Annotated in this window: 26 protein-coding genes, 3 tRNA genes and 1 pseudogene; 24 read left to right on the forward strand and 6 right to left on the reverse strand. The window is 33.1% G+C overall.

Annotation, left to right across the window (positions count from 1 at the left end):
* The first annotated feature begins 216 nt into the window (after positions 1-216).
* Positions 217-738, forward strand: a pseudogene (locus tag H8911_RS12660) (ABC-2 transporter permease).
* Here H8911_RS12660 and H8911_RS03915 read toward each other — a convergent pair.
* Positions 735-1244: a TetR/AcrR family transcriptional regulator gene (locus H8911_RS03915; protein WP_117924266.1), complete on the reverse strand. Its 510-nt coding sequence runs from the start codon at positions 1242-1244 to the stop codon at positions 735-737. The pseudogene H8911_RS12660 and the gene H8911_RS03915 overlap by 4 nt on opposite strands.
* Before the next feature lie 96 nt (positions 1245-1340).
* Between H8911_RS03915 and H8911_RS03920 the strand changes: the two genes are divergently transcribed.
* The 8 genes from H8911_RS03920 (at position 1341) to H8911_RS03955 (ending at position 8566) form a co-directional block, all read left to right on the forward strand.
* Positions 1341-3908 (forward strand): ABC transporter ATP-binding protein/permease, encoded by a 2568-nt coding sequence (locus H8911_RS03920; RefSeq protein WP_186998770.1) that lies wholly within the window; start codon positions 1341-1343, stop codon positions 3906-3908.
* 38 nt (positions 3909-3946) lie between these two features.
* Positions 3947-4426, forward strand: coding sequence for a GNAT family N-acetyltransferase (locus H8911_RS03925; protein WP_117924262.1), 480 nt, complete (start codon positions 3947-3949; stop codon positions 4424-4426).
* On the forward strand, positions 4427-4591 hold the full coding sequence (locus H8911_RS03930; protein WP_158567584.1) for a hypothetical protein: 165 nt from the start codon (positions 4427-4429) through the stop codon (positions 4589-4591).
* A complete protein-coding gene (locus H8911_RS03935; RefSeq protein WP_186998771.1) occupies positions 4588-6024 on the forward strand; it encodes a Y-family DNA polymerase in 1437 nt (478 codons plus the stop codon). The genes H8911_RS03930 and H8911_RS03935 overlap by 4 nt, the downstream gene beginning before the upstream one ends.
* Entirely contained in the window at positions 6024-6413 is a 390-nt protein-coding gene (locus H8911_RS03940) for a YolD-like family protein (protein ID WP_117924258.1), read from the forward strand. The genes H8911_RS03935 and H8911_RS03940 overlap by 1 nt, the downstream gene beginning before the upstream one ends.
* A gap of 294 nt (positions 6414-6707) precedes the next feature.
* Entirely contained in the window at positions 6708-7595 is an 888-nt protein-coding gene (locus H8911_RS03945; RefSeq protein ID WP_117924256.1) for an AraC family transcriptional regulator, read from the forward strand.
* The gene (locus H8911_RS03950) at positions 7579-7899 is read left to right on the forward strand and encodes a nucleotide pyrophosphohydrolase (RefSeq protein ID WP_003864113.1); all 321 of its coding nucleotides are present in this window, start codon (positions 7579-7581) and stop codon (positions 7897-7899) included. Before H8911_RS03945 ends, H8911_RS03950 begins: the two co-directional genes overlap by 17 nt.
* 4 nt (positions 7900-7903) lie before the next feature.
* Entirely contained in the window at positions 7904-8566 is a 663-nt protein-coding gene (locus tag H8911_RS03955; RefSeq protein WP_186998772.1) for a hypothetical protein, read from the forward strand.
* Positions 8567-8914: 348 nt separating this feature from the next.
* On the opposite strand, the gene H8911_RS03960 is transcribed toward H8911_RS03955, so the two are convergent.
* From H8911_RS03960 to H8911_RS03975, 4 genes are all read right to left on the reverse strand, one after another.
* Positions 8915-8989: transfer RNA gene (locus tag H8911_RS03960), tRNA-Glu, on the reverse strand.
* A gap of 49 nt (positions 8990-9038) precedes the next feature.
* On the reverse strand, positions 9039-10445 hold the full coding sequence (gene pepD, locus H8911_RS03965; RefSeq protein ID WP_186998773.1) for a beta-Ala-His dipeptidase: 1407 nt from the start codon (positions 10443-10445) through the stop codon (positions 9039-9041).
* 63 nt (positions 10446-10508) lie between these two features.
* Positions 10509-10895: an Hsp20/alpha crystallin family protein gene (locus tag H8911_RS03970; protein WP_117924250.1), complete on the reverse strand. Its 387-nt coding sequence runs from the start codon at positions 10893-10895 to the stop codon at positions 10509-10511.
* 79 nt (positions 10896-10974) lie between these two features.
* On the reverse strand, positions 10975-11460 hold the full coding sequence (locus H8911_RS03975; protein WP_186998774.1) for an LURP-one-related/scramblase family protein: 486 nt from the start codon (positions 11458-11460) through the stop codon (positions 10975-10977).
* A 243-nt stretch (positions 11461-11703) separates the two neighbouring features.
* On the opposite strand from H8911_RS03975, the gene H8911_RS03980 reads away from it, so the two are divergent.
* From H8911_RS03980 to H8911_RS04005, 6 genes are read left to right on the forward strand one after another with little or no spacing between them, the layout of a single operon-like run.
* Positions 11704-13257 carry an aryl-sulfate sulfotransferase gene (locus H8911_RS03980; RefSeq protein WP_186998775.1) on the forward strand — a complete coding sequence of 518 codons (1554 nt, stop codon included), beginning with the start codon at positions 11704-11706 and terminating at the stop codon, positions 13255-13257.
* 59 nt (positions 13258-13316) lie between these two features.
* On the forward strand, positions 13317-13838 hold the full coding sequence (locus tag H8911_RS03985) for a GTP pyrophosphokinase (RefSeq protein WP_186998776.1): 522 nt from the start codon (positions 13317-13319) through the stop codon (positions 13836-13838).
* Position 13839: 1 nt separating this feature from the next.
* A complete protein-coding gene (locus tag H8911_RS03990) occupies positions 13840-14508 on the forward strand; it encodes a response regulator transcription factor (protein ID WP_186998777.1) in 669 nt (222 codons plus the stop codon).
* 23 nt (positions 14509-14531) lie between these two features.
* On the forward strand, positions 14532-15209 hold the full coding sequence (locus H8911_RS03995) for a response regulator transcription factor (RefSeq protein WP_186998778.1): 678 nt from the start codon (positions 14532-14534) through the stop codon (positions 15207-15209).
* A complete protein-coding gene (locus tag H8911_RS04000) occupies positions 15202-16434 on the forward strand; it encodes a sensor histidine kinase (protein WP_186998779.1) in 1233 nt (410 codons plus the stop codon). Before H8911_RS03995 ends, H8911_RS04000 begins: the two co-directional genes overlap by 8 nt.
* Positions 16435-16444: 10 nt before the next feature.
* Positions 16445-17518, forward strand: a complete 1074-nt coding sequence (locus tag H8911_RS04005) for a M24 family metallopeptidase (protein WP_186998780.1) — start codon at positions 16445-16447, stop codon at positions 17516-17518.
* Between the two features lie 16 nt (positions 17519-17534).
* Here the strand turns inward: H8911_RS04005 and mnmE are convergent, their stop codons facing one another.
* The gene (gene mnmE / locus H8911_RS04010) at positions 17535-18863 is read right to left on the reverse strand and encodes a tRNA uridine-5-carboxymethylaminomethyl(34) synthesis GTPase MnmE (RefSeq protein WP_186998781.1); all 1329 of its coding nucleotides are present in this window, start codon (positions 18861-18863) and stop codon (positions 17535-17537) included.
* A gap of 71 nt (positions 18864-18934) precedes the next feature.
* Here mnmE and H8911_RS04015 point away from each other — a divergent pair, with 71 nt between their 5' ends.
* The 9 genes from H8911_RS04015 (at position 18935) to H8911_RS04055 (ending at position 26041) form a co-directional block, all read left to right on the forward strand.
* Positions 18935-19531, forward strand: coding sequence for an L-threonylcarbamoyladenylate synthase (locus H8911_RS04015; protein WP_199593107.1), 597 nt, complete (start codon positions 18935-18937; stop codon positions 19529-19531).
* 189 nt (positions 19532-19720) lie between these two features.
* Positions 19721-19969: a hypothetical protein gene (locus H8911_RS04020; RefSeq protein WP_118115047.1), complete on the forward strand. Its 249-nt coding sequence runs from the start codon at positions 19721-19723 to the stop codon at positions 19967-19969.
* A gap of 72 nt (positions 19970-20041) precedes the next feature.
* Positions 20042-20125: transfer RNA gene (locus H8911_RS04025), tRNA-Leu, on the forward strand.
* 62 nt (positions 20126-20187) lie between these two features.
* Complete coding sequence (locus H8911_RS04030) at positions 20188-21093, forward strand: leucine-rich repeat domain-containing protein (protein ID WP_186998782.1); 906 nt, start codon at positions 20188-20190, stop codon at positions 21091-21093.
* Entirely contained in the window at positions 21093-22361 is a 1269-nt protein-coding gene (locus H8911_RS04035) for a vWA domain-containing protein (RefSeq protein WP_186998783.1), read from the forward strand. Before H8911_RS04030 ends, H8911_RS04035 begins: the two co-directional genes overlap by 1 nt.
* Entirely contained in the window at positions 22358-23827 is a 1470-nt protein-coding gene (locus H8911_RS04040) for an ATP-binding protein (RefSeq protein ID WP_117924223.1), read from the forward strand. The genes H8911_RS04035 and H8911_RS04040 overlap by 4 nt, the downstream gene beginning before the upstream one ends.
* Before the next feature lie 12 nt (positions 23828-23839).
* On the forward strand, positions 23840-24619 hold the full coding sequence (locus tag H8911_RS04045) for a SagB/ThcOx family dehydrogenase (RefSeq protein WP_186998784.1): 780 nt from the start codon (positions 23840-23842) through the stop codon (positions 24617-24619).
* 36 nt (positions 24620-24655) lie between these two features.
* Complete coding sequence (locus H8911_RS04050; RefSeq protein WP_186998785.1) at positions 24656-25933, forward strand: hypothetical protein; 1278 nt, start codon at positions 24656-24658, stop codon at positions 25931-25933.
* Positions 25934-25966: 33 nt separating this feature from the next.
* Positions 25967-26041, forward strand: a tRNA-Thr gene (locus tag H8911_RS04055).
* The last annotated feature ends 42 nt before the right edge of the window (positions 26042-26083 follow it).

The following is a 26083-nucleotide window of genomic DNA, read 5'->3' on the forward strand; positions in this document are numbered from 1 at the left end:
TTTCTTTGTTTTTTTATGTTTACTCAGAGAATACTCTAAACAAACACGAGAAGGAGTCTTTGTAGTCTAATTCTAGACTGTGTTACCTGTTTTTAGTTTCACCGTTTCAAGTGAGTATTATCCGTTCTTACTTTAACGATTTGTGTTCTGTCTCGCTAAATGCACGGCTTAGTTTCTATATGCACGTTATAGTTTAACGATGACATTTGAATTAGAATAGTTTTTTCGTATGATGAAGCCAATCACGGCTTAAAGACTTTGTTTACTTTGCCTATTTCTAAATCGGATTATGTGAAAGAAAAATATTTGTTTTCTTTGATTATTACGGGAATTGGTTTTGTGTTTGTCACAATATTAGGTTGTTTCCGTAAAAGTGCTTTATGGAAACACTTATAATTTTATCAACAGATTTGTTGTTGTTAGCTTTATCTTTGCCTTTTCAATTAAAGGAAGGCAACGAAAAAGGAAGAGTTGTTGTTAGCTTTATCTTTGCCTTTTCAATTAAAGGAAGGCAACGAAAAAGGAAGAATTGTATTGTTTGTAGTTGTGTTTGGATGTACTTTCTTATTCGCTTTCTTAAATCAATTTATTCCTAAGTTCTTTCAATCGATTGAATCGTTATTGAACACATTAGATCCTATTATGTTTAGTGTGGGTTTATTGATTACAAGTTTTATTCTATACTTTATTTCTATGAGGATTTCAATTCGTGTATACAATAAGCGAATTCTTGATTAACGTACTAATTTATCTACAATACTGTTGATGATATTCGCAATTTCTTCACAAGATTCAATACATCCTGCATCGATCCATTGTTGAATGGTGGCTAGAGATCCAAAAAGAATGTAGTTTTTGATGTATGGATTGTTTTGAGAGACTTGTTCAAGCTGATTGTTGATGGAATCGAGTGCTAGAACTTGTTTAGGAAATTCATTGTCGACATTGCATTCAAAAAAGATTTTGATGGTTTCTTTATTAAATTTTAAAAATTGGAGTAATTGGATAAAAGAAGTTTCTTTTGGTTGATCATTTAATTGTTCATTGATCAATTGAATGACTTCTTGCTCCATTTCTTTAATGACATCATATTGACTTCCATAATACTTATAAAAGGTGGAACGATTGATATCGGCCTTTTCACATAAGCTAGAAATGGTAATCTTATTGATGTCTTTTTCTTTTAGACATTCAAATAAAGCTAGACGAATGAATTTTTTTGTCATTTGTATTTTTCTGTTCATAATCAACACCTGTTGCTTTCGTAACAATATGTTAAAATCAGTCGATTGAAAAATCAAGAGATATTTTTTTATAATTAACTCAAGCGGAGGGATTTTATGCTTCAATGTAAAAATATTATAAAAGATTATGTTTCAGGAGATGAAATTGTACATGCATTAAAAGGTGTATCACTTTCTTTTCGTGAACATGAATTTGTTTCAATACTTGGACAGAGTGGATGTGGCAAGACTACGTTTCTAAATATTATTGGTGGTTTGGATCATTATACTTCGGGTGATTTGATTATTAATGGAAAAAGTACAAAGGACTATAGTGATAAAGACTGGGATACGTATCGTAATCATCAGGTTGGTTTTGTGTTTCAATCCTATAATCTAATCATGCATCAGAGTGTTTTAAGTAATGTAGAATTGGCTTTAACACTAACGGGAGTCAATAAAGAGGAAAGAAGAAAAAGAGCTATAGAGGCTTTAAATAAGGTTGGACTTTCGGATCAAATTCATAAAAAGCCAACCCAGATGTCGGGTGGACAAATGCAGCGTGTTGCGATTGCCCGTGCCATTGTCAATAATCCGGATATTATTTTGGCAGATGAGCCAACTGGTGCTTTGGATAGTGCCACAAGTGTGCAGATTATGGAGATCTTAAAGGAAATCTCTAAAGATAAGCTTGTCATTATGGTTACACACAATCCGCAATTGGCCGATGAATATTCAAGCCGAATCATTCGTTTAAAGGATGGCACTTTAGTTTCGGATTCCAATCCTTTTAATGAAACAGAAACAAATGTGGATACGAGTGTGTTAAAAAGACCTGGCATGTCTTTTAAAATGGCTTGCTCATTAAGTTTAAATAATTTAATGACAAAAAAAGCACGTACTTTTTTAACCTCTTTTGCCGGAAGCATTGGAATTATTGGAATTGCTTTGATTATGTCATTGTCGCATGGTATGCAGTCGTATATTGATCAAATGGAAAATGATACAATGGCCAGTTATCCGATTGAGATTCAATCGAGTTCGAGTGATGTGTCTACATTGATGACAACGATGATGGGCATGAAGAAAAAGACAGAGGAACATAAGGATTCTAAAATCTATTCTCGTCCTTATGTAGAGGATGTATTAGAATCTTTATCGAGTTCAAAGAAGAATAATCTATCGGCTTTTAAATCCTATATTGAAAGTGGTAAGGGTAAAGAATTTAGAAAGACGGCGAAGGCAATTGAGTATGATTATAATTTAAATTTACAAGTTTATAATGAGAATACAGATTCTGGCTTAGTGCAAGTATCGCCAAATGGTTTGTTGGATAAATTAGGCATGTCGGATATGATGTCCCTGCAATCTCAATTTGTGGATTCAAGTGCTATGACCAATGATCAAGTATGGCTTTCTTTACCCGAATCGAAAAAGCTTCGAGATGATGAATATCAGCTTGTCGAAGGTAAGTGGCCAACAAACTATAATGAGGTGGTTTTAGAGGTCGATGAAAATAATGAGATTACCGATTATGCACTTTATTCTTTAGGATTATTGGATCAGGATGAATTGGTTAAGAATTATCAAAAGATTTTAAATGGAGAGACGGATAAGATTTCAAAGACAAACCTAGAATCGTATAGTGTGGATGATATCTTAAATTTGAAGTTTAGATTGGTTCTAAATAGCGATTTATATCAAAAGGTAAATGGTTTATGGATCAACCAAAGTGAAAATGAATCGTATATGAAGGATGTTGTTTCGAAGAGTCCTGAAATCAAGGTGGTTGGAATTATTAAACCAAGCGATTCAACTGTATCACAACCAACAATGGGTGGTGTGTATTATACAAAGGCTATGGAAGAGTATGTAACTTCTAAGACGGAGAATTCTCAAATTGTAAAAGAACAAAAGGCAAATCCAAATATCAATATTTTTACGCAGACTGAATTTGCCTCAGGCCAAAAGATTAGTATGTCAAATCTTACAAATGAGCAGATGATGCAGCTTTCAAGTATGTCGCAAGAAGAATTGATGAATTATATGAATACGTATAATGAGAATATCAATGCGACATATGATTCGAATTTGACAAAACTTGGCGTTGTAGATTATTCAACTCCGACAAAGATTTCTTTGTATGCGTCAAGTTTTGATGGAAAAGAAAAGCTGAGTGATTTGATTACTTCTTATAATAAGAAACAGACAAAGAGTAATGTGATCACATACAACGATTTTATCGGGACAATGTTAAGTTCAGTAACAAGTGTTGTGAATATCATTAGTTATATCTTGATTGCCTTTGTATCTGTATCTCTGATTGTATCAAGCATCATGATTGGTATAATTACGTATATTTCGGTATTGGAGCGTACAAAAGAGATTGGTATCTTACGCTCAATTGGTGCTAGTAAAAAAGATATTACGCGTGTATTTAATGCAGAAACATTTATTATTGGATTGATTAGTGGTGTATTAGGCATATTAATTACACTTGTATTGAATGTTCCAATTAGTGTGGTCGTTGAGAATATGACTGGTGTTGCGCATATTGCCAAATTACCAGTCAATGGAGCTATATTCTTGATTTTCATTGATTTAGTATTAACGATTCTTGCAGGTTTGATTCCATCCAAGATTGCGAGTAAAAAAGATCCTGTAGAGGCATTAAGAAGTGAGTAATCACTTCTTTTTTGGTATAATACCTGCGAGGTGATTTCATGATTAGAAAAGGAACGATTGGAGATGCAGAAATATTATCTAAGGTAGAAGCAACTTGTTTTCCACCCAATGAAGCAGCGACTTCAAAAGAGATTCAAGAAAGATTAAATGTATATGCGAACCATTTTCTTTTATTGTTCGAAAAAAATCAATTGATTAGTTTTATCGATGGTTTTTGTACAAACCAAAGAGATTTAACGGATGAAATGTATAGTGATGCTTCGATGCATGATGAAGATGGTGACTGGCAAATGATATTTGGATTAAATACATTACCAGATTATCAAAAAAATGGTTATGCCGCGAAGATCATGTGTGCAATGATTGATTTGGCTAGACAAGAGAACCGAAAAGGATTAGTGTTAACTTGTAAAGATAGATTGGTGCCTTACTATAGTAAGTTTGGGTTTAAAAATGAGGGTGTATCCTCAAGTGTTCATGGTGGTGTAGTTTGGTATCAAATGCGATTGGAGTTTTAGATGAAAATAATTCAAAAGGTAAAGAAATATCAGAAGAAAAAAGCAAAAAAAGCCGCAAAAGAAGAGTTGAAACAGATGATTCCTACGTTAAGAGGTCAATTGAATGAAGTGACTTCTGGTTTGGATGAATTAAATGGTCTTCTTAAAAAGATTACGCGTTCATGAAGTCAAAAATTTATTTGGCTATCGATTTAAAGTCTTTCTATGCTTCTTGCGAATGTGTATCTAGAGAATTGGATCCATTAAAAACTAATCTTGTAGTGGCAGATACTTCTAGAACAGAAAAGACAATATGTTTGGCTGTATCGCCTTCTTTGAAACAGTATGGAATTGGAGGAAGGTGTCGTTTGTTTGAGGTGAATAAAAAGGTAAGAGATGTGAATGCAAAAAGGAAAAAGGGGCTTTTGCGTTTTGATGGTAAATCAGCAGATGATGAAATTTTAAAACAGAATCCTAGATTTGAAGTCGATTTTTTAATTGCACCTCCAAGAATGAAATACTATTTGGATATCAGTACACAAATTTATAATATCTATTTGAAATATGTTTCAAGCCAAGATATTCATGTATATTCCATTGATGAAGTGTTTATTGATGCGACGCCATATTTAAATACGTATCATTTAACACCCAAAGAGTTCGCAATGAAAATGATTTTAGATATTTATGAGACAACAGGCATCACGGCTACTGCAGGTATTGGTACGAATTTATATCTTGCCAAGGTGGCGATGGATATTGTGGCCAAACATAAAAATCCAGATGAGAATGGGGTTCGTGTTGCGGCTTTAAATGAATATAGGTATCGTAAATTGTTGTGGAATCATAAGCCATTGACTGATTTTTGGCGTGTTGGAAAAGGGTATGAGAAAAGATTGCATAAACTAGGTATTGATACAATGGGAAAGCTTTGTGCCTTTAGCTTGGAACATGAGGATGTTTTGTTTAAGACATTTGGTGTAAATGCCGAACTATTGATTGATCATGCGTGGGGATATGAACCTTGTACGATTGAAGATATCAAGGCATATAAGCCAGAAAAGAATAGTATAGGTTCGGGACAAGTCTTATCTTGTGGGTATGAAAAAGAAAAGGCTAAGATTTTAGTAAAGGAAATGGTGGAATCTTTAGCTTTAAGTTTGGTGGATAAGCATTTGGTGACAAATAAAGTGGTTCTTACTATTGGTTATGAAGTAAATGAGGATTATACGGGCGAAACGATGGTTGATTTTTATGGGAGAGTCTTGCCGAAAAGCTTAAATAAAATTGTTCATTTGCCTCAAAAGACAAATGCGAATTCAATTCTAATTCAAAATATATTGGATGTATTTGATCGGTATGTGGATTCTAGTTTATTGGTGCGAAGAATCAATGTGGCGGCTGTTGAAGTGATAGATGAAAAGAATCGTGGCTTTGAACAGATTGATTTATTTTCAAATGTGGATGAAGAAGAATTAAAGAAGGAAAACGATCTTCAAAAGGTGACTTTAAAAATAAAGAATAAGTATGGCAAAAATTCAATCTTAAAGGGAACGGATTTTGAAAAGGGAGCTAAGGCAAAAGAAAGAAATGCGCAGATTGGAGGGCATAAGGCATAATGGATGAAAGATGGTATACAATGAATCGCCCTAAAAGTAAATATCCAAAGATGTCTATGTCAGATCGTGCCGCTCAATTTGCACCTTTTGCAGCTTTAACAGGTCATAAAGAGGCGATATTAGAGCAACAAAGAATAACTCAGACAAAACGCATTTTATCGAATGAAGAAAAGCTTAGAATCAATGAGAAAATCATTGAATTGATAAATTTGAAATCGAAATGCAGAATCACTTATTTTGAGAAGGATAAGACAAAAAGTGGTGGTCAGTACATGGAGAGCGTTTTGTCTTTTAAGCGTATAGATGAATTAAATAAGACTCTATTTTTTAAAGAGAATATTCAGATACAAATAGAGGATATTGTAGATATTGAAATATTGGAACATTGACTTGTTCTTTTTTCTTTCCAAATAAAAAAACAGCCATTGGCTGTTTCATAGAGATTGCATTCCTAATTTAAAACAATTGTATTGTTGTCTTGTGAAGTTTATGCCTTTCAATCGTTTTAAATAGAATACTTGTTACTGGAAAGATGATATCTTTTATTATGGGATATCGAACATGAGTATCAGATAGAAATTTTCTGAATACATTTATAATTATAATTACAGTATAGAGCTTTGTCTTATGATAAATAGTCAAAAAATATAGATATATTATCATTTTTGTATTATATTTAATTTATGGAGAATAAATTACACATTATAAACGGATATTCGGATGAATTATTTCCCATAAATATCTGTGTTGTTAGAAAATATAGTGATTTACCGATTGGCAGTGGCTTTAAGTCTTTGCATTGGCATGAAGACTTGCAGTTTGTGCTATGTACTAAGGGCTATGTGAGTTATCAGGTGAATGGAATAGAGTATGAGCTCAAAGAAAAAGAGGCATTGTTTATTAATAAGGGTGCTTTGCATATGTCGAGCGATATGAGTGAGGATGGAGAATATGTGACACTTACTTTTCCTGAAGAATTACTTTTTTTCTTTAAAGAGAGTCGAATGAAATATAAGTATGTATGGCCTTATACGCGTATGGATTTTTTAAGATGTTATGGAATCAAGGAAAAGAATCAGATTATTAAATGTTTGTATGATATTTATAATATTTATTTAAATGGTTCGGATATGTTTGAATATGATGTTTCTATTTTGATCACAATGATTTGGAGACAATTGGTGAAGAGTTTATCTGAAATCGATTTTATTCCAAACAAAAAAGATGTCGAAAGACAAGAACGAGTACAAGTGATGCTTGTATATATTCATACGCATTACGCCGATGAGTTATCTTTAAAAGATATTGCGGACGCAGGGATGATGAGTATTGCGCAGTGTAATCGTTGTTTCAATAAGATGTTAAATATAACACCATATGAGTATTTAATTCAGTATCGGTTGCAGAAGGCAACAAATCTTTTAAAAGATGCCACGCTGAATGTAACGGAAATATCAGAGATTGTAGGTTTTAATAATGTGACACATTTTATTCAGACGTTTAAAAAGGTGTATGGCATATCGCCAAAGAAGTATCGAATAATGGAGGGGCAAGATGAAAAGGGCAGTTGAAGAAATCTTAAAATTTAATGAGGAAAGAGATTGGGATCAATTTCATAACCCGGAAAATTTAGCTAAATCGATTAGTATTGAGGCAGGAGAGTTGTTGGAATGTTTTCAATGGAACAATGAATATGATAAGCAACATGTTTGTGAAGAACTTGCCGATGTGATGAATTATTGTATTTTGATGGCCAATAAATTGGGCGTGGATATGGAAGAGATTTTGTTGATGAAATTAGAACAAAATAAGAAGAAATATCCGGTAGAAAAGTGTAAAGCATCTTCTAAAAAGTACACAGAACTGATAAAATAAGGGTATGTTAGATGTCGAGCGATTACAATTCTTAGATTTATATAGTTTTGAACTACGATTGGATTATTTTGAGAAGATTCTAGAATTTACAAGTTCTTCTTATTCTTTCTATTGGTTAGAGGCAGTGTTAAATTTAATGATTTATAAGGATACAATTGAATTTGATGAAATCTTGGATGAAATGATTTCTTTAGCCTATGAGGATGTGGTAGAAAAAGGATATCATTTGGGTCCGTTGATTCATCAAAAGCGTACAAACGCATTGGAAAATGCGATTTTAAGTATCCAAAAGTATTTGCCTGAAAATTGTTCGAAACAAGAAATTATTATTTGTGTGAAACAACATGATGAAGATTTAAAGGAATATAAGAAACTATTGATCATGCAGACACCATATCGTTTGCTATCGAGCTTTTTGGTGGATGTAGGTGGTAATAATCCAATTTGGAATCGTCCTAAAGATATTATAGAAACAATCAAAGATTATAATGAGAAATATAGACTTCCATATATTATTGAAAATGATAGAGGTCTTAAAAGAAGAGTTATTGTTCAACCAGAATGGAGAGATTTCTTAATGACTAATTATCGTGTCATTATGGAATGGGTTCATGATGAAAAAATCAAGTATCTAGAAAAGCGTAAGATTGAAGAGAGTGCATCTTAGGATGTGCTTTTTCTTTTTGTTAAAGTAAAAAATCCTATTGCTAGACTTAATTTTGTTTGTGTTTTAAATACATGGCGTAAATAAATTTGGCGATTCCAATCGCTATAAAAATTAAGTTAATTTTTATAACATTATAAAGATTAGTCCTTTCTAAGATTTACCAATCTCTGTATTTTAAGTACATAGCGTAAAGTAATTTCATGAATACACTAAGTACTAAAAGTCTTCCTAAAAGTTCTAATATATTACCAAACATATAACTGTATAAATCCTGGTATATTCTTAATATATCTTACACGATTTGTACATAAAATAAAAACTCCTTTATGTAAAGGAGTAATTGTTTAATGGTAGCGCGTACGGGATTTGAACCCGTGATACAGCCTTGAGAGGGCTGTGGCTTAACCGCTTGCCGAACGCGCCATGTGCTTAAGTATTATAGCACAAAATAAAAGAGAAGTATAGACTTCTCTTACAATTCTGCAATTAAATCGCATAAGTTTTTATAGGCTTTTTGAAAAGATTCTAGGTTTAATTTTTCTTCTGGTGTATGACAACCTTGGGCAATAGGACCGTATGTGATGATATCTAAATCTGGAATCAATCCTTTTAGAATACCCGTTTCCATACCGCCGTGTGATGCTTCCGTTTCCATTTCTACACCTTGTTTTTTTAAGATTTCTTTTAATTTTTCTCTTAATGAACTGTTAGCTTCATAGTTCCAACCACAGAAGTTTGTATCTTCATGTTCAGAAGCATGACATAACTGTGCAATAATTTTGATTTTATTTCCTAATTCATCCTTCATAGATTCTAATGGGGAACGGATGCAGAATGCACATTTTACAACATTGTCTTCTGTTCTTAGCTTACCTAAGTTAAGTGAAGCTAGAGTTAATCCTTCGATAGCCATAGATTTATGTTGTAAACCATTTGGTAGTAAGTAGTATAGTGTGATCAATTCGTTTGAATCTTTTGAAGTAAAAGCTTTAGTGGCTTTGTCTGTTTCTTCCAATTGAATATCGAGTTTACTATCACTAAATTCAAATTCTGTTTTTAAATCTTTTACGATAGAATCTATATTTGGCTTGATGTCTGAAACGAAAGTTGCCTCTGCTTCTCTAGGAATCGCATTCTCTTTAAGTCCACCATTCACAGATACGATTTGAATATCTTTTAATGTTTGCAGAACTCTAAATAAGATTTTAATGGAGTTACCCTTCTCTTGATCAATGCAAGCACCTGAATGCCCTCCATCTAATCCTTTGACAGTAAGTTTGTAGGTTGGTTTGTCAACTTCTTCAAACGTGCATGTTTTATCGACATAGGCATAGCGACCACCACTTGTAGTGGTACAAGTACTAACTTCACCACCACCATCTAAACCGATCATTTTCTTGGCTTGGAAGTATTCTTTCTTTAAATGGATAGATCCTAATAGACCTACTTCTTCTTGTACAGTAAATACGCATTCTAAGTTTGGATGTTTTAGAGTATCATCACTAAGAATGGCCAACATGTAGCTAACGCCAAATCCATCATCGGCACCTAATGTTGTTCCTTTTGCTTTTAACCAGCCATCTTCAACATATAAATTTAAAGCATCGGTTTCAAAGTCAAAGTCGACATCCTTATTCTTTTCGCATACCATATCCATATGTGCCTGCAACATAACTGTATCGTGATCTTCGTAGCCTGGTGTAGCCTCTTTATAAATAATCACATTATTCATGTCATCACGAACATATTTAAAATCATGTTCCTTCGCAAAATTTTCTACATAGTCTGCGATTTTTTCTTCATGAAATGATCCATGAGGAATCTTTGAGATTTCTTCAAAATATTTGAAGATCGCAACATTTTCATCTAATACACTCATTGTTTGTACCTCCACTTGATTAAAAATAGTATAATCCAAAAAATGAGAGACGCAAGTCTCTCACTATTGAATATTGATATATCTTGTTTCTTCTTCACGCTTCACTGGTTTTGTAGGTAATAAGATAAATAATTCACCATTGTCAAAACTAGCTTTGATATCCTCTTGTTTATAGCCTTCACCAATATAGAAAGAACGAGAATAAGTTCCAGTAAATCTTTCTTGACGAAGTACACGCGTATCTTCTTTGTTGATATTACGAGTAGCTGTGATCTTTAAGTAGCCATCTTTTAGTTCAATTTGAATATTTTCTTTTTGAATCCCACAAACCTCCATGCAGATTTGATAATATCCATCCTTTTCATAAATATCTGTTCTTAATACAGTACTTGTATCTTGTTTTTTAGTATCATTGAAAAAGTCATCAAAATAATTAGGGTAATAGCGCATATTGAATCCTCCTTAGCACTTATATCTTTTAACTGCTAGTATCATAGTACAATTATTTGGCACAGTCAAGAGGTGAGTGCTAATAATTTTGTCGCTTGTTTCTAGAACATTTTTCTGCATCAATAGTCAAGACAAACATAAGCGCATCCAATGCATTTTCTGGGTCTTTAACATCAATGACATAGGTATCTTTTAAATTAAATATTTCTTTACGAATAATCGCTACAGTATCATAGTTTTCATCCACAATTGTATAATTCCATTCAGTAAGAGTTCCATCAATATGCCATCCGTTGTAGTCAATATTATAATGTGGAGTAAAGAAAGATAATTCTTTCGATAGACATCCAATATATTCATTATTCTTATAGATTTCAAATTTAGGAAGAAGAGTTATTACCTTTTCTAATACAGTACCCACTTCATTTCCATTTTGATCATAAATGACTAGCTTATGTCCCCAAGAAAGCCTTCCTTCAACTTGATATATGATTTGACCTGACTCATCATAAATATCATAGCTGTCAAACCAGGAAAAGAATCTTTGTTTAAATAATAGTTTCATAGTATCATCACCACATAAATTATAACATTTTCTAGAATTCTTAATTTGTATCTTCACATCTTTTAAGGTTTATTTAAGTTTGAATCAGTATACTCACTTACGAAATAGGCGATTATACTTTTCATGCCCTTAAAATAATCAAGCCTATTTCTTTTTTTTGACAGAAATTTCCATTAAAATCTTAAGAAAACTTAAGTAAAACTTAAGAAAAACATAATACAATATTTTCGAGGTGGATTATTTATGAAGAAAAAACTTGGAAATATATTGATTTTTGTGCTGATTATTGGACTCACGATTGGATATGGAATTTATAAAGATAGTCAATCTACAGTCACAGTCAATAAAATTTATACGATGGAGTTTCAAGAACAAGCATTATCGGATTTAGAAAATGAAAAAGGAAATGGGAACTATACACTTCAAAATATATTTATGAAATACAATCCTTTTTCAACCAATACACAATCGATGTATGTTTATTTTAATACATCCAAAGTGGCTAAAATTACATATACAGTGAGTTGCAGCGATTACACGGATTTTACAGCTACGGCTTATCAGGCTAAAGAATATCAAAAGGAACATGAGTTTCAATTGATTGGTTTGATTCCAAATTGTACAAATACAATCACAATTACAGCCACCTATAAGGATGGAACAAGTCAAAGTGTAAGTACAAACTATACAATGGGATCACTTTTAGGTGATGAAGATATACAACTTAAACAAGTGTCTGGTTCTAAACAAGATTTAGGCAATGCTTTATATACACTATTAGGAAATGATGCGGATGATCAAGACTTTGTCTATGTGTATGATACAAATGGCGTTTTGCGTGGGGAAATTCCAATTATTGGATATCGTTCTCATCGTATGTTGATGCAAAATCAAATCTTATATATGAGTGTATCTACACATAGAATGGCTGCCATCAATCATTTAGGTATGATTGAACACATTTATAATTTGGGTAATTATATGGTTCATCACGATTATCAATTTGATCAGGATGGAAATTTGATTTTATTAGCTACAAATGAGGAAAAGAATAGTGTAGAAGATTGTATTATTAAATTGGATGTAGATAGCGAAGAAGTAAGTGAAGTATTAGATTTAGAAGATTTGTTTAAAAGCTACAAAGAGAGTACGGATCATAAAGAAGGTTCAAAATGGGATTGGCTGCATATCAATACACTTCAATACTTAAGTGATGATAGTGTTATTCTTTCTTCTCGAGAAACAAGTTCGATCTTTAAAATTAATGATATAAGCACAAATCCAAGTATTGGCTATATCATAGGCAATGAAGATTTCTGGAAAGATACAGACTATACAAAGTATTTATATACAAAAGTAGGGGACTTCTTGACGAGTGGAGGACAACATACCGTAACATATATGGAAGATGATGCATTAGAATCTGGTCAATATTATCTATACATGTTTGATAATAATTTTGGATATTCTAAGACAAGAAAAGATTATGATTGGACTGTCAATGATGGAATTCAAACAAGTATTACAGAAGGCACGACATCCTATTACTATCAATATTTAGTGGATGAAAATGAAGGGACATATACATTGGCCAATTCATTTGAAGTTCCGTTTAGCGCCTATGTATCGAGTGCACAAAATTTAGGTGATCATATTGTCGTAAATTCAGGAATTGCAGGACTATTATCCATTTACGATACGGATGGAAATCTTGAACAACAGTTCAGTATAAAGAAAAATGATCGTTTTATTTATCGAATTTATTTTTATGACTATAAAGGATATTATTTTAGTTAGAGAGTAATTCTCTAACTTTTTTTAAGCAAATTTTAAGTGTTGTTTAGTATGTTTATGGTATGACATATAAAGAATTTTATGGATCTGACTATGATACGTTTAAAAATGTTTTGGATAAGGTTTTAAATACAATTCATTCGAGTGTATTAGCTTGTATACAATATACGACTTCTAGAATTAAGTCATCAGAAAGTGTTATGAAAAAGATAGGCAATGAATATTCTTTGCTTCATGATATTATTGGAGTTCGCATCATTTGTTCGTTTGTGGATGAAATCTATGAAGTAAAGGATTGGATTCATTCATGCTTTAAAGTGGTGGAAGTAAGAGACTATTTAAGCCAACCCAAACCCAGTGGGTATCGCAGTCTACATGTGATTTGTGAAGTGGATGGATGTTTAGTTGAAATCCAAGTACGAACGATTGCATTAGATTTTTGGGCAAATCTAGAACATCAAATTCATTATAAGAAACATATTGAAGATGAAGATTTGATATGTAGTGAATTAAAACGATGTGCCGATGAAATTGCTTCTTTAGACTTATCATTTCAGACAATCAAAGATAGAGTCGAGGGATAATATGCGATTATTGGTAGCGGATGATGAAGTGAATTTGGCTAAAGCACTACAAGCCGTCTTAGAAGATGCGGGCTATAATTGCGATGTGTGTTTTGATGGGAATAGTGCCATTCGTTTGATTTTCCAAGAAATTTATGATGGATTGATTTTGGATATTATGATGCTTGAAAAGAATGGTTATGAAGTGCTAAATCAGATTTGTAAACAAAAAAATGATATTCTGGTATTACTTTTAAGTGCGTTAAATGAAGTGGATAATAAAGTTACAGGTTTTGATTTTGGTGCCAACGATTATCTATCCAAACCCTTTTCGACAAAGGAATTGATTGCAAGAGTCAAAGTGATGTTAAAAGAAAATGTGATAGACGATTCTTATTTACAATATCAAGATATTCTATTGAATAAGAAAGAAGAAACACTTGCGTGTAAGAATACAAAATATCAATTGACTAAGTTGGAATGTAGTATTCTTTCTTTATTGATTCGAAGTGAATCGAATCGAGTAGCTGTTTGGCTTGTGATTGAAAAAGTTTGGAACAATTGTGTAGATGTGAATCAGAATACGGTTTCACTTCATATATCCTATTTAAATCGAAAGTTATCGGCATTGCAATCTTGTGTATCTATAAAAATGAGTAAAGAAAATATAGAACTGTGTGTTAATATATAAAAAAAGAAGAAAGGGCGTGCACTATGAATATATTAGTTGTGGATGATGAAAAAAACATTGCGTATGCGATTGCACAAATTTTAGAAGAACAAAAATGGCAAGTAACTATGGCTTATGATGGACAAGAAGGTTTAGATTTAGCCCTTAGTGGATATTATGATGTAGCTATTTTAGATATTATGCTCCCTGTTATGAATGGTTTTGAGATTGTACAGAAAATGCGTGCCAATAAGATTGAAACTCCAACTTTGTTGTTGTCGGCATTGGATGAAATTCCAGATAAAGTGAAAGGCCTAAATGTAGGGGCCGATGATTATATGACTAAACCATTTTCGGCTGCAGAACTTGTTGCTCGAATTAATGCACTGACAAGACGTAAAGGAGAAGTCATTGTACATGAATTGAAGTATGATGATTTAGCGTTACAACTTGATACTTGTGAGTTGTATTGTGCAAGTCAACATATTCATTTAGGATATAAAGAATTTGAAATCATGAAACATTTAATGTCACATCCTGAAATGATTACTTCTAAAGATGATTTAATTGTTTCGGTATGGGGTAGTGAAAGTGATGCGATGGACAATAATGTAGAGGTTTATATCTCTTTTTTAAGAAAGAAACTAAAATTTTTAAAAAGCAAAGTTTCAATTAAGGTGATTCGAAAAGTTGGATATCGACTAGAGGTTTGTGATGCTTAAAAAACTACAGACTAAATTCATTTTGATTTTAATGTCCTTTGTCAGTGTGATTTTACTATCTGTATTTGGTATAGTTTGTTGCTCAAACTATATTCATGATAAAAAGGATGTTGAGCGAAGTTTAGAAATGGCTTTACGATTAAAGGATAAAGATTTTTCGATTTCATTTGGAAACAGTCGAAATTTTAATGGGAATTCCTTCGTGATTTATACGGATTCAAATTATGAATATATGATCACAAGCCGTTCAGTATGGAATATTTATGCAGAAGATGCGCAAAGCTTAATTGAGAGTGTAAAAAATAAAGACGATATCGGAATTTTGAAAAGACAAGGGTTTGCGTATAAAAAAGAAAAAATTACCAACTATCAAGTGGATGAAAACACAATTATTCCTTCAGGTTATGCCGTAGCCTTTGTGGATGTATCTCATATGCAGTCTTCTTTTCAAAGAATGTTGATTATATCTATTCAAATTGGATCGAGTGTATTACTGGTATTCTTTATACTAAGTTGTATTTTAAGTAAATGGGCACTAAAACCAGTCGAACAGGCATGGGATAAACAGAAACAATTTGTGGCCGATGCCAGTCATGAATTAAAAACGCCATTAACGGTTATTTTAGCGGATAGTGATGTATTAACCAATCATTCGACAGAAACCATTTCTTCACAAAAACAATGGATAGAATCGATTCAAAGCGAAGCGAACCGCATGCGAAAACTTGTAGAGGATATGCTGTTTCTTGCCAAGAATGATGCGAATCGAATTGAAATTTCAATGCAGAATTGTTCGCTTAGTGATATATGTTTTCATTGTGTTTTACCGTTTGAATCCATTGCGTTTGAAAAAGGTATTGATTTAATCGATGAAGTGGAAGAGAATATAGAGGTACATGGTAATGAGTCACAGTTAAGACAATTGATATTAATTTTCTTGGACAATGCGATCAAATATACACCTTCAGGCGGAAAGATTTATTTTAAATTATGTAAGATACAAAATAAACCCGTCATTACAATTCGTAATACAGATAGCTACATTCCACCAGAAGATTTAAAACATGTATTTGAACGCTTCTATCGTGTTGATAAGTCAAGAAAGTATCAAGGGGGAGCCGGTTTAGGCTTATCCATCGCAAGTCAAATTGCGCAAAGTCATAAAATCAAATTAAATGTGACAAGTGATGAAAAACAAGGTACAGAATTTACTTTGAATTTCTAGGAGGATAATTATGTTTCAAAAAAGAGTCGATCAAGTGATCGCAAAAATGAAGGCGGATGGGCTTAAACAAATCTTAGTTAGTGAACCATGCAGCATTTATTATTTAACAGGTGTTGATGTAGGTCCAGGAGAAAGATTGTTTGCGCTATACTTGAATGATGAAGGAAGAAAAGTATTATTTTTAAATACATTATTTACGGTTGAACAAAAGGATTGTGAAGAAATTTGGTTTAGTGATACAGACGATTCCACTTCACTTTTAGCTAGTGTTATTAATTCCAGTGAAACGCTAGGTGTTGATAAAGATTGGACAGCACGTTTCTTGATTCCTTTAATGGAAAAGTGCGAAGGATTAAAAGTTGTTCTTGGATCAAAATATGTAGATGATACTCGTGCCATTAAGGATGAAAAAGAAATTGAATGTATGATTGAAAACTCACAGATCAATGATGTTGTGATGGAACGTACAAGAGATTTTATTGAAGAAGGTATGACTGAAAAACAAGTGGAAGCTTTTATTCTTGAACAATATAAATTGCTAGGATGTCAAGACGTATCATTCTCACCTATTTGTTCTTTTGGAGCTAATGGTGCAGATCCTCACCATATGCCAGATGATTCTGTGTTAAATGCAGGTGAGAGTATTGTCATTGATATTGGGGGAAGAAAAGATCGTTATTGTTCGGATATGACACGTACTTATTTCTGTAAAGAAGCAAGTGACGAATATAAAAAGATTCATGATATTGTACGTGTTGCCAATGAAAAAGCGGAAGAAATTATTCGTCCAGGCGTTCGTCTATGCGATATCGATTTAACGGCTCGTAATTATATTTCTAGCTTTGGTTATGGCGAATACTTTACACATCGCCTAGGACATTTCATTGGTCAAACGGATCATGAATTTGGGGATGTAAGTTCAACCAATACAGAAACTGTAAAACCAGGCATGATTTTCTCGATTGAACCAGGTATCTACTTACCAGAAAAGATGGGTGTTCGTGTTGAAGACTTAGTACTTGTTACTGAAGATGGTTGTATTGTATTAAATAAACTAGATAAAAAATATGCGATGATTGGTTAATAATCATCGCATTTTACTATTTACCTAAACAGAATTTAGAAAATAATGTATCCAACAAGTCTTCTCTATGAACTTCACCTAAGATTTCTTTCAAATGATCATGAGCAGCCTGAATGTCAATCTCAATTAAATCAGGTTCTACCATCATATCCATGGCTTCTTTGGCACGTAACATATCTTCTTTGGCTTGATTCAATAAACCAATTTGACGCTCATTTGAAAGTAGTGGATCTTCCTTTAATAAATCTTCATGATACAAGTTTTCCAAGGCATCAATTAAAGGTTGAATCTCTTTATTGGCAGCTGAAATCCAAATGCCATCTTTATCAGCTTCAGTTTTATCTAACTTATTATAGATAATTAAACGCATCTTATCTTTTGTCAGTTCTAATAATTGTTTATCTTCTTCATCCCACTCTTTTGAACCATCGAAAACTAAAAGAACCAATTTGGCATCTTTTAATCTTTCCTGACTTTTTTCAATGCCAATCTGTTCAATCTTATCCCTGGATTCATGAATACCAGCTGTATCAATTAAATTCAATTGTACACTGCCAATATGAATTTGCCCCTCCACCAAGTCTCTTGTGGTCCCCGCAATATCTGTAACGATGGCTTTATCTTCTTCAAGAAGTGCGTTTAATAAGCTGGATTTACCAACATTTGGCTTACCCACAATAATGGTATCAATACCTTTTTTTAACATTTGCCCCGTCTGTACACGAGCAAGAATACGATCGATCTTGGTTAACCATTCGTTAGTTTTTGGAAGTAAATCATTCGTCGTTAATTGTTCTACATCTTCATATTCAGGATAATCAATATTCACTTCGATCTGCGCAATGATATCCATTAAATCATCAATCAAAGGCTGTAGTAGCTTTTTTACACTTCCTTTAATTCCATGAATGGCCATACTCGCTGCGGTATTGTTGCTTGCTTCAATCATATCTTGAACGGCTTCCGCCTGCGATAAATCAATTCTTCCATGATAGAAGGCACGTTGCGTAAATTCTCCCGGTTTTGCCAGATCTGCTCCAGCACTTAATACCATCGATAAGATTTTACGAGTAATAAAAGTACCACCATGACAATTGATTTCGACAATGTCTTCGCGTGTATATGTTTTTGGAGCTCTAAAGATAGAAATTAAAACTTCATCAACAGGATTTTTATCGGTATCTATAATAAAACCATAATGAACGGTATGACTTTTCGCATTTATGATATTACGGTCAAATATTTTTTGCGTGATTTCAATAGCCTTGTCACCACTTAAACGAATGATGGAAATGGCACCATCCTGCAAAGAAGTGGAGATGGCTGCAATTGTATTTTCAAACATTGTTAACATCCTTTCTTTCTTAGTGTATTTTATCATAAAAGATGTATAATGTCTTAGACAGAGGTGTAAACATGAAAGAATATACTAAAAATCAAGTACACGAAGTAGCGTGTGCATTTAATGAACATAAAATTATTGCTCTTCCTACAGATACAGTATATGGAGTTGGAGTAAAATATGGGAATTTAGAAGATTTAGAACGATTGAAACGCGCAAAACATCGTCCAGAAACGAAACCAATCCCAATGATGGTTTCAAATGTAGAACAAATGAAGCAAGTTGCGTTAGTGGATGAAAGAATTGAAAAGATTGCGGCTAAGTTTTTACCGGGTGCATTGACGCTCGTTGTGAATGTAAAGGACAGTGTTGATTCAGTATACACAAATGGCTTAAGTACAATTGCGATTCGTATTCCAGATGAAAAATTTATATTAGATGTGATTGATGAGTTGAATTGTCCAATCTTGGTCACAAGTGCCAATCAGTCTGGAGAAAAAACAGCACTTACAAGTGATGATGTGTATGAACAGCTTCCAAAAATTGATGGTATTGTACTTGGAACGTGTAAAGCGTTACAGGCAAGTACGATTGTTGACTGTACAAAAGAAAAGTTACAAATCTTAAGACCTGGACCTATTTCTTTAGAAGAACTAGAATCCGTATTATAGAAAAAAACACCCAGAACCTATGTTGTAGGGCATAGGCCAGGGTGCATACGAACACATCTAGAAGTAGTATGCTTCTAGCAGTTCATCTAGTATGTTACTCTGAATTGGATAAGATTCAATGTTTTGGGTTTAAATTTAAACATATGTTAAAACTTGTCAAAATGAGGGGTGTTGATTATAATACTATGTATGACAGAAGAAGAAATGATTAGACAAATTGCCGAGCCTATACTTAAACAATTGGAAAAAATCGAAAAGGAACTTGGAAACCATCGGATGCCGCAGCTTCCGCAAATTAAATTTGTGAAGGAATCTGAAATGGGAGATGGTCCTTTTATGATAGGTGACATTGAGGTTACAGATGAGCTTTTAGAAAAAGTGGAAGCCTATATCCAAGAAGAGATTGAAATGATGCATAAGCCAACTGTACTACATTAAAAAGCCACAAATTTAAAAAAACACTTGCATTTTATTTTATGTTAGTGTATTATAAGTGAGCGCGTTGGAAATGCGGGTGTGGCGAAATTGGCAGACGCACCAGACTTAGGATCTGGCGCCTTCGGCGTGGGGGTTCGAGTCCCTTCACCCGCACCACTTGTAAATTTAGACAATTACTTCGGTAGTTGTCTTTTTTTGTTTTATGTTATAATTTTTCTATGAATGTTTGTGTATATTATGAGAAAATAAATGAAGATTCCATTCGTATCAATCGAGTGTATTCATTAAGTCCCAAGATAGAAATACCAGAATCCATTGATGGATATGTTGTTCATGAAATTGGAAATTATTGTTTTTCTTCAAAAAAAGTCGATTTATCGAAAGCTATTTTAAGTTGTGACATTCCTTCGAATTATCATGAATGTAGTGGGGTTGATGTAGAAAGTGTTAAGTTTCCGAGTACTTTAAAAAAACTTGGGAATTATGCGTTCTACAATTGTCGGAAGCTAAAAGAAATATATTTACCTTTTTCTTTAATGAGTATAGGTAGCGATGTGTTTATGAATTGTTTAAGACTCAATCATATTTATTATGATTGTTCAATTTTTGATGTTACTTTCCTGAAACAAATCTTAACGCAAATCACATGGGATGTAGAAGTTCACTTTTTAGATAGTTCTATATTCTATCCAGAATACAATGGGGGTTATGATGAAGTGGGCCCTGCTCATATCTTTGCCCTGAATATTGAAGGGGAAGGTTTTCGTATGCGTCAATGTTTTAAAGAGGGGAAAATCGATTTTGACGGATATGATGCTTGTTTTGAAAAGCTATGCGCTGAAGAAAGTGAATCTTGCATCTTTCATGTAGCGATTCTTCGCTTTATGATGGGATCTGAACAATACATTCCTTATTTAAGGGCACATGATTTGACTTCTTATTTACATGTATATAAAGATATATGTGCTATGGTAGAAAAATTGTTAAAAAAAGAATGTCTTGGTCAATCCGATCTAGATCGATTGATTTTTATGGAAAAGGATTTAGAAACTCGTACTCTATTGATGGAATTAAAGAATAAGATGTTTAAATCATCATCGACATATTCTTTTGAGGATTTTTAATGCGACAAAGTGAATGGGAAAAGGAAAAGGCGATTCATATCTTAGAATTAGTTCGATCCGAACTCTATATGGATATGCCACATTTTTTAACAGCTTTAAATACGTTGGTGTTGAAGGAAGATGAGCGTGTAGCTATATGTGCGACAAATGGCGTGTATTTTTACTATAATCCATTAAAGATTATTGATTTATTTCAGAAGAATGCAGTGTTTTTAAATCGTAGTTTTTTACATAGTGTTCTGCATTGTTTATATAGTCATATTTGGCTTAAAAAAAATCGTGTTGAATTTATTTGGAATGTAGCTTGCGATATTATCGTGGAGTATACATTGGATTCGATGCATAAAAAAAGCGTTTCGCGAATCTTGTCATATGTTCGAAAAGATGTATATCGTGAAATTGAAAGTTTAGATGGGCTGAGTTGCATTACAGTTTATGAATGGCTTTGTACACGTGGTGATATTCAAGATTTATATTATGAATTTGTGGTGGATGATCATGCTGCATGGCCTAAAGAGCAGGATGAGAACGTACCTCAATCTTCTACTGTTCAAAAAAAGTGGCAAAGTGTTGCCAAACAAACATTGTTTGATCATAAACAAAAAGGGAAGGATAATGAGGATGGGGATGCCTTTCTTGTGTCGAGTTTACAGGCAAAGAAATCGAAATACTCTTTTTCACAGTTTTTAAAACGATTTAGTATTGTGAAAGAAGAAATGCAAATAGATTTGGATGAATTTGATTTGTCCTATTACACATATGGAATGTCGATCTATAAGAACATGCCATTGATTGAGCCTTTAGAGACAAAAGAAGTCAAAAAAATCTATGAGTTTGTGATTGTACTCGATACGAGTTATTCTATTGATGAAAATCTTGCGAAGCGTTTTATATCCAATACATATAGTATTTTAAGCACTTCAAATATGTTTTATAAATCGTGCAAGGTGCATATTATTCAATGTGATGACAGAATCCGCAAAGACGATGTTATCTCAAATCAAAATGAGATGGATCAATTATTGAATTCATTTACTCTAGTGGGTAAAGGCAATACCGATTTTAGACCGGTATTTAGCTATGTGAATGATTTGATAGATCAAAAAGTTTTTCAAAATCTTTGTGGCCTGCTTTATTTTACCGATGGCAAGGGAATCTATCCCAAAAAGAGTCCGGCCTATAAAACAGCCTTTATTTATTTAGAGGATTATGATCAAAGTAAAGTGCCTTCATGGGCAATTCAATATAGATTGGAAGAAAAGTTATGAATATATTACAGGCAAAAAATGAAATAAAAAATACTGTACAGGCATATTTATCGAAGAATTCGTTTGGTGAATATGAGATTGAAGCGAAGAATCAACGACCTTTATTGTTGATTGGTCCTCCTGGTATTGGTAAAACACAGATTATGGAACAAATCGCAAAGGAATGTCAAATTGGACTTGTCAGCTATACAATTACGCATCATACACGTCAAAGTGCTGTGGGCCTTCCTTTTATTCAAGAAAAGGAATTTCAAGGAAAGACATACTCGATTACGGAATACACAATGAGTGAGATCATTGCGAGTGTTTATTCAAAAATGGAAGATACAGGATTAAAAGAGGGTATCTTATTTATTGATGAAATCAATTGTGTATCGGAAACATTAGCACCTACTATGTTGCAGTTTCTACAGAATAAAACCTTTGGAAATCAGAAGGTTCCTTGTGGCTGGATCATTGTAGCAGCAGGAAATCCGAGTGAATATAATAAATCGGTTCGTGATTTTGATGTCGTGACAATGGATCGTATTCGTTATATTCATGTTGAAACGGATTACTATGTATGGAAAGAGTATGCGATTTCAAAACATATACATCCGATGATCTTAAGCTATTTGGAATTAAAGCCCAATCATTTCTATACTGTTTCAACAAGTGTAGATGGTATGGAATTTGTGACGGCAAGAGGCTGGGAAGATCTATCTTATTTACTCTATACCTATGAAAAGATGCATCTAGAAATCTCTCAAGATACGATTTATGAATATCTGCATCATGAAGATATTGCCGAAGATGTTTTCGCCTATTATTTGGTGTATAAAAAATATCAGGATGATTATGGCATTGATGATATCTTAAACGGAAATGTATCGAGTACAATCTACGCTCGATTGTTTAATGCCGATTTTGATGAAAGAGTCTCTGTTGTTAATTTGGTGATGGATGGTTTACTACGACAAGTGAATTTATATTCTTTTGAAAAACATTGTACAGATCTTTGGTTTAGTTTCTTGAAAGAATATCGCAAAGATATGGATTCTTCTTATTTGGACCATACAAAGGTATTTATGGCAAATTATCGTGATAAATTGCAGGCAGAATTATTAAGTATTTCACAAAAACATGAACATGAATTTGTGTTAAATAACATACAAAAAGTAATGGTGGATGAAAGTTTAGATCCAAAGTCACGTTTTGATTCTTGTACAAAGCCTTTCTTTGAACAAAAGGAAAAAATGGAAAAGTTGGATAGTCAATTGAAGCTGGAGATTGAAAATGCGTTTGAATTTATGGAAAGTGCATTTAAGGATGGTCAGGAAATGACAATATTTGTGACCAATCTAACAATGTCAGCTGAAATGGCTTTATATTTAAGTTCACATACGATTGATGTATATGAAAAGTACAAACAAGTCTTGTTGATAGGAACACAAAAGGCAAGATTATTGGATGAGTTAGCGCATTAAAAGGAGAAGAGTATGGATTATTCAGACTTGAAATATGATATGGAAGAATTTGAATCGGACCAAGATAAAAAACTTCCACACCCCCCATTGGTAAAGGATGCAATGCGAACGGAATCGATAGAACTTCCTAAAAATTTTGATGCGTTATCCATTTGTTCTAACTTTTTAAATATCATAAATACACGCCATAGTAGTCGTGTATATACGCAAGAACCTATGTCTTTGTTGGAACTATCTTATATGTTGTGGACTTGCCAAGGTGTGAAACAAATTCGTGGGAAGAAATATGCGACCTTGCGTACTGTACCTTCTGGAGGAGCTAGACATGGTTTTGAATTGTATTTTGTATGTCAAAATGTAGAAGGGTTAATCTCTGGAACCTATCATTATTTGCCTATGGAACATCGTATTGAGTTTTTAAATCCAATTGAAAAGATAAGTGATGTTTTGGCATCTTCCTTATGTGATCAATTATGGGCCTTAAAAGCCAATGTGATTTTCTATTTCAGCTATATTCCATATCGTACCGAATGGCGCTATGGATATCTTGCGCATCGAATAGCTTTAGTGGATTTAGGCCATGTTGGAGAAAATATATATTTGGCAAGCACAAGTATTGGTTTAGGAACTTGTGGAATTGGAGCGTGTGTGACAAGGATTTGTGATGAAATGTTTGAATTGGAAGGCGAAAATGAATTCATTATTTATGCGCAGCCGATTGGGAAGGTGAATAAAGAGGATTTTGTGGAAGAAAAATCTTTTTATGAATTTGTTGAAAAAGAAGGCTTATAATGTGTTAAAATAGATTCGAACTAAGGAAAATATATTATGAGTAAAAATGATAAGAATATAGATGCTTATTCAAAAGCACTTTTAGATAAAAAAACAGAATATAACGATGAATTAAAAAAGCCTAAAGTGGTTCATCAGATGTCTGAAGCAGAAAGAAGACAGGCTGAAAAGACAATGTCTTCAGCTTTAGATATGCTTCGTAAAGAGCGTGGTCAAAAAACAATTGAGGAAGAAGAACAGTTTTATCAGGAGCATGAAGATGATTTAAAAGACATGGATGATGATTTTACAACTTCTTCGATTGAAAAGGAACAATCCAATGAGGCATTAGATCTTGTGCATGCGATGTTAAAGAATATGTCAAATGAGGGTGACGAAAATGAAGAGGTAGTTATCCAAAAGGAAAAGAATCCAAACGAAAAGAAAGAAAAAAAGGAACATAAACCAAAAGAAAAGAAGTCTAAGAATAAACAAGTCAAAGAAAAGAAACCGTTGAAGAAGATTACAAAAATTGTGTTATGCGTAATCTTAGTAGGCTTGGTTGCCTTAGGTGGATATGCATATAAGGTTTTGGTGTATGATCCACAAAATATTGTTTCTGAAACGCAACAAAAAACATATGATAAATTAGTGTCTTATGCGGATGAGTATGGAGATAATATGATGTCAGATGCTGAGAAATTAGAGCTTCTAGATTTGGATAAAGATTATCAAAAGCTTTTGGATAAACAAAAGACTTCAATCAATGAATATTTTAAAGAACAGACTGGCAAAACATATAAGGCTTTGTTGAAAGATATGAAGCAGCTTCATCATGATAAAGAAGAAGTTAAACTTCCTGCTTATCAACAAATTGTTGGTTTATTAAATGGTTGGGAATCAAAATCGGATGAAGAAAAGATGGCTGTAGCCGATATGCAGTCTACATATAGTTCATTATCTAAAAATTTAAAAGATGAAGTGGATACTTTATCAAAATCAAAGACAGGCAAAGACTTTATTGATCTATGTAAAGAACAGGGTGAATTAAAGGCGGCTGCCGAGGAAAAGGCTCGTCAGGAAGAAGAAGCTAAAAAAGCAGAGAATGAAAAGAAGGTTAAAGAATATCAAACAAGCTTGAATAGTTTGCAGCAAGACTACAATACGTATGCACAATATGCACAGAGTCTAGAGTCTGATTTGGCATATGCGCAACAAAATGGAGAAGATACTGCAGATATTCAATCTCAGATTGATACAAATAATCAGATGTTGTCTTCTTTGCAGCAACAAATTACATATTATCAACAACAGATTTCTGCTTTACAATCTTAAAAAATAAGACTATTCTAATAGGGTAGTCTTTATGCCGACTTAGCACAGTGGTAGTGCAACGCACTCGTAACGCGTAGGTCATTGGTTCAAATCCGATAGTCGGCACCATGTTTTGAAATTAAGCTGGTTCAACCAGCTTATTTTTTTGAA

This window comes from Holdemanella hominis, assembly GCF_014306155.1.
Lineage (GTDB): Bacteria > Bacillota_I > Bacilli_A > Erysipelotrichales > Erysipelotrichaceae > Holdemanella > Holdemanella hominis.

Coding starts and splice junctions, on each gene's coding strand:
- H8911_RS03915 (WP_117924266.1), bottom strand. CDS start 1,244: ATGAACAGAAAAATACAAATGACAAAAAAATTCATTCGTCTAGCTTTA.
- H8911_RS03920 (WP_186998770.1), top strand. CDS start 1,341: ATGCTTCAATGTAAAAATATTATAAAAGATTATGTTTCAGGAGATGAA.
- H8911_RS03925 (WP_117924262.1), top strand. CDS start 3,947: ATGATTAGAAAAGGAACGATTGGAGATGCAGAAATATTATCTAAGGTA.
- H8911_RS03930 (WP_158567584.1), top strand. CDS start 4,427: ATGAAAATAATTCAAAAGGTAAAGAAATATCAGAAGAAAAAAGCAAAA.
- H8911_RS03935 (WP_186998771.1), top strand. CDS start 4,588: ATGAAGTCAAAAATTTATTTGGCTATCGATTTAAAGTCTTTCTATGCT.
- H8911_RS03940 (WP_117924258.1), top strand. CDS start 6,024: ATGGATGAAAGATGGTATACAATGAATCGCCCTAAAAGTAAATATCCA.
- H8911_RS03945 (WP_117924256.1), top strand. CDS start 6,708: ATGGAGAATAAATTACACATTATAAACGGATATTCGGATGAATTATTT.
- H8911_RS03950 (WP_003864113.1), top strand. CDS start 7,579: ATGAAAAGGGCAGTTGAAGAAATCTTAAAATTTAATGAGGAAAGAGAT.
- H8911_RS03955 (WP_186998772.1), top strand. CDS start 7,904: ATGTTAGATGTCGAGCGATTACAATTCTTAGATTTATATAGTTTTGAA.
- pepD (WP_186998773.1), bottom strand. CDS start 10,445: ATGAGTGTATTAGATGAAAATGTTGCGATCTTCAAATATTTTGAAGAA.
- H8911_RS03970 (WP_117924250.1), bottom strand. CDS start 10,895: ATGCGCTATTACCCTAATTATTTTGATGACTTTTTCAATGATACTAAA.
- H8911_RS03975 (WP_186998774.1), bottom strand. CDS start 11,460: ATGAAACTATTATTTAAACAAAGATTCTTTTCCTGGTTTGACAGCTAT.
- H8911_RS03980 (WP_186998775.1), top strand. CDS start 11,704: ATGAAGAAAAAACTTGGAAATATATTGATTTTTGTGCTGATTATTGGA.
- H8911_RS03985 (WP_186998776.1), top strand. CDS start 13,317: ATGACATATAAAGAATTTTATGGATCTGACTATGATACGTTTAAAAAT.
- H8911_RS03990 (WP_186998777.1), top strand. CDS start 13,840: ATGCGATTATTGGTAGCGGATGATGAAGTGAATTTGGCTAAAGCACTA.
- H8911_RS03995 (WP_186998778.1), top strand. CDS start 14,532: ATGAATATATTAGTTGTGGATGATGAAAAAAACATTGCGTATGCGATT.
- H8911_RS04000 (WP_186998779.1), top strand. CDS start 15,202: ATGCTTAAAAAACTACAGACTAAATTCATTTTGATTTTAATGTCCTTT.
- H8911_RS04005 (WP_186998780.1), top strand. CDS start 16,445: ATGTTTCAAAAAAGAGTCGATCAAGTGATCGCAAAAATGAAGGCGGAT.
- mnmE (WP_186998781.1), bottom strand. CDS start 18,863: ATGTTTGAAAATACAATTGCAGCCATCTCCACTTCTTTGCAGGATGGT.
- H8911_RS04015 (WP_199593107.1), top strand. CDS start 18,935: ATGAAAGAATATACTAAAAATCAAGTACACGAAGTAGCGTGTGCATTT.
- H8911_RS04020 (WP_118115047.1), top strand. CDS start 19,721: ATGACAGAAGAAGAAATGATTAGACAAATTGCCGAGCCTATACTTAAA.
- H8911_RS04030 (WP_186998782.1), top strand. CDS start 20,188: ATGAATGTTTGTGTATATTATGAGAAAATAAATGAAGATTCCATTCGT.
- H8911_RS04035 (WP_186998783.1), top strand. CDS start 21,093: ATGCGACAAAGTGAATGGGAAAAGGAAAAGGCGATTCATATCTTAGAA.
- H8911_RS04040 (WP_117924223.1), top strand. CDS start 22,358: ATGAATATATTACAGGCAAAAAATGAAATAAAAAATACTGTACAGGCA.
- H8911_RS04045 (WP_186998784.1), top strand. CDS start 23,840: ATGGATTATTCAGACTTGAAATATGATATGGAAGAATTTGAATCGGAC.
- H8911_RS04050 (WP_186998785.1), top strand. CDS start 24,656: ATGAGTAAAAATGATAAGAATATAGATGCTTATTCAAAAGCACTTTTA.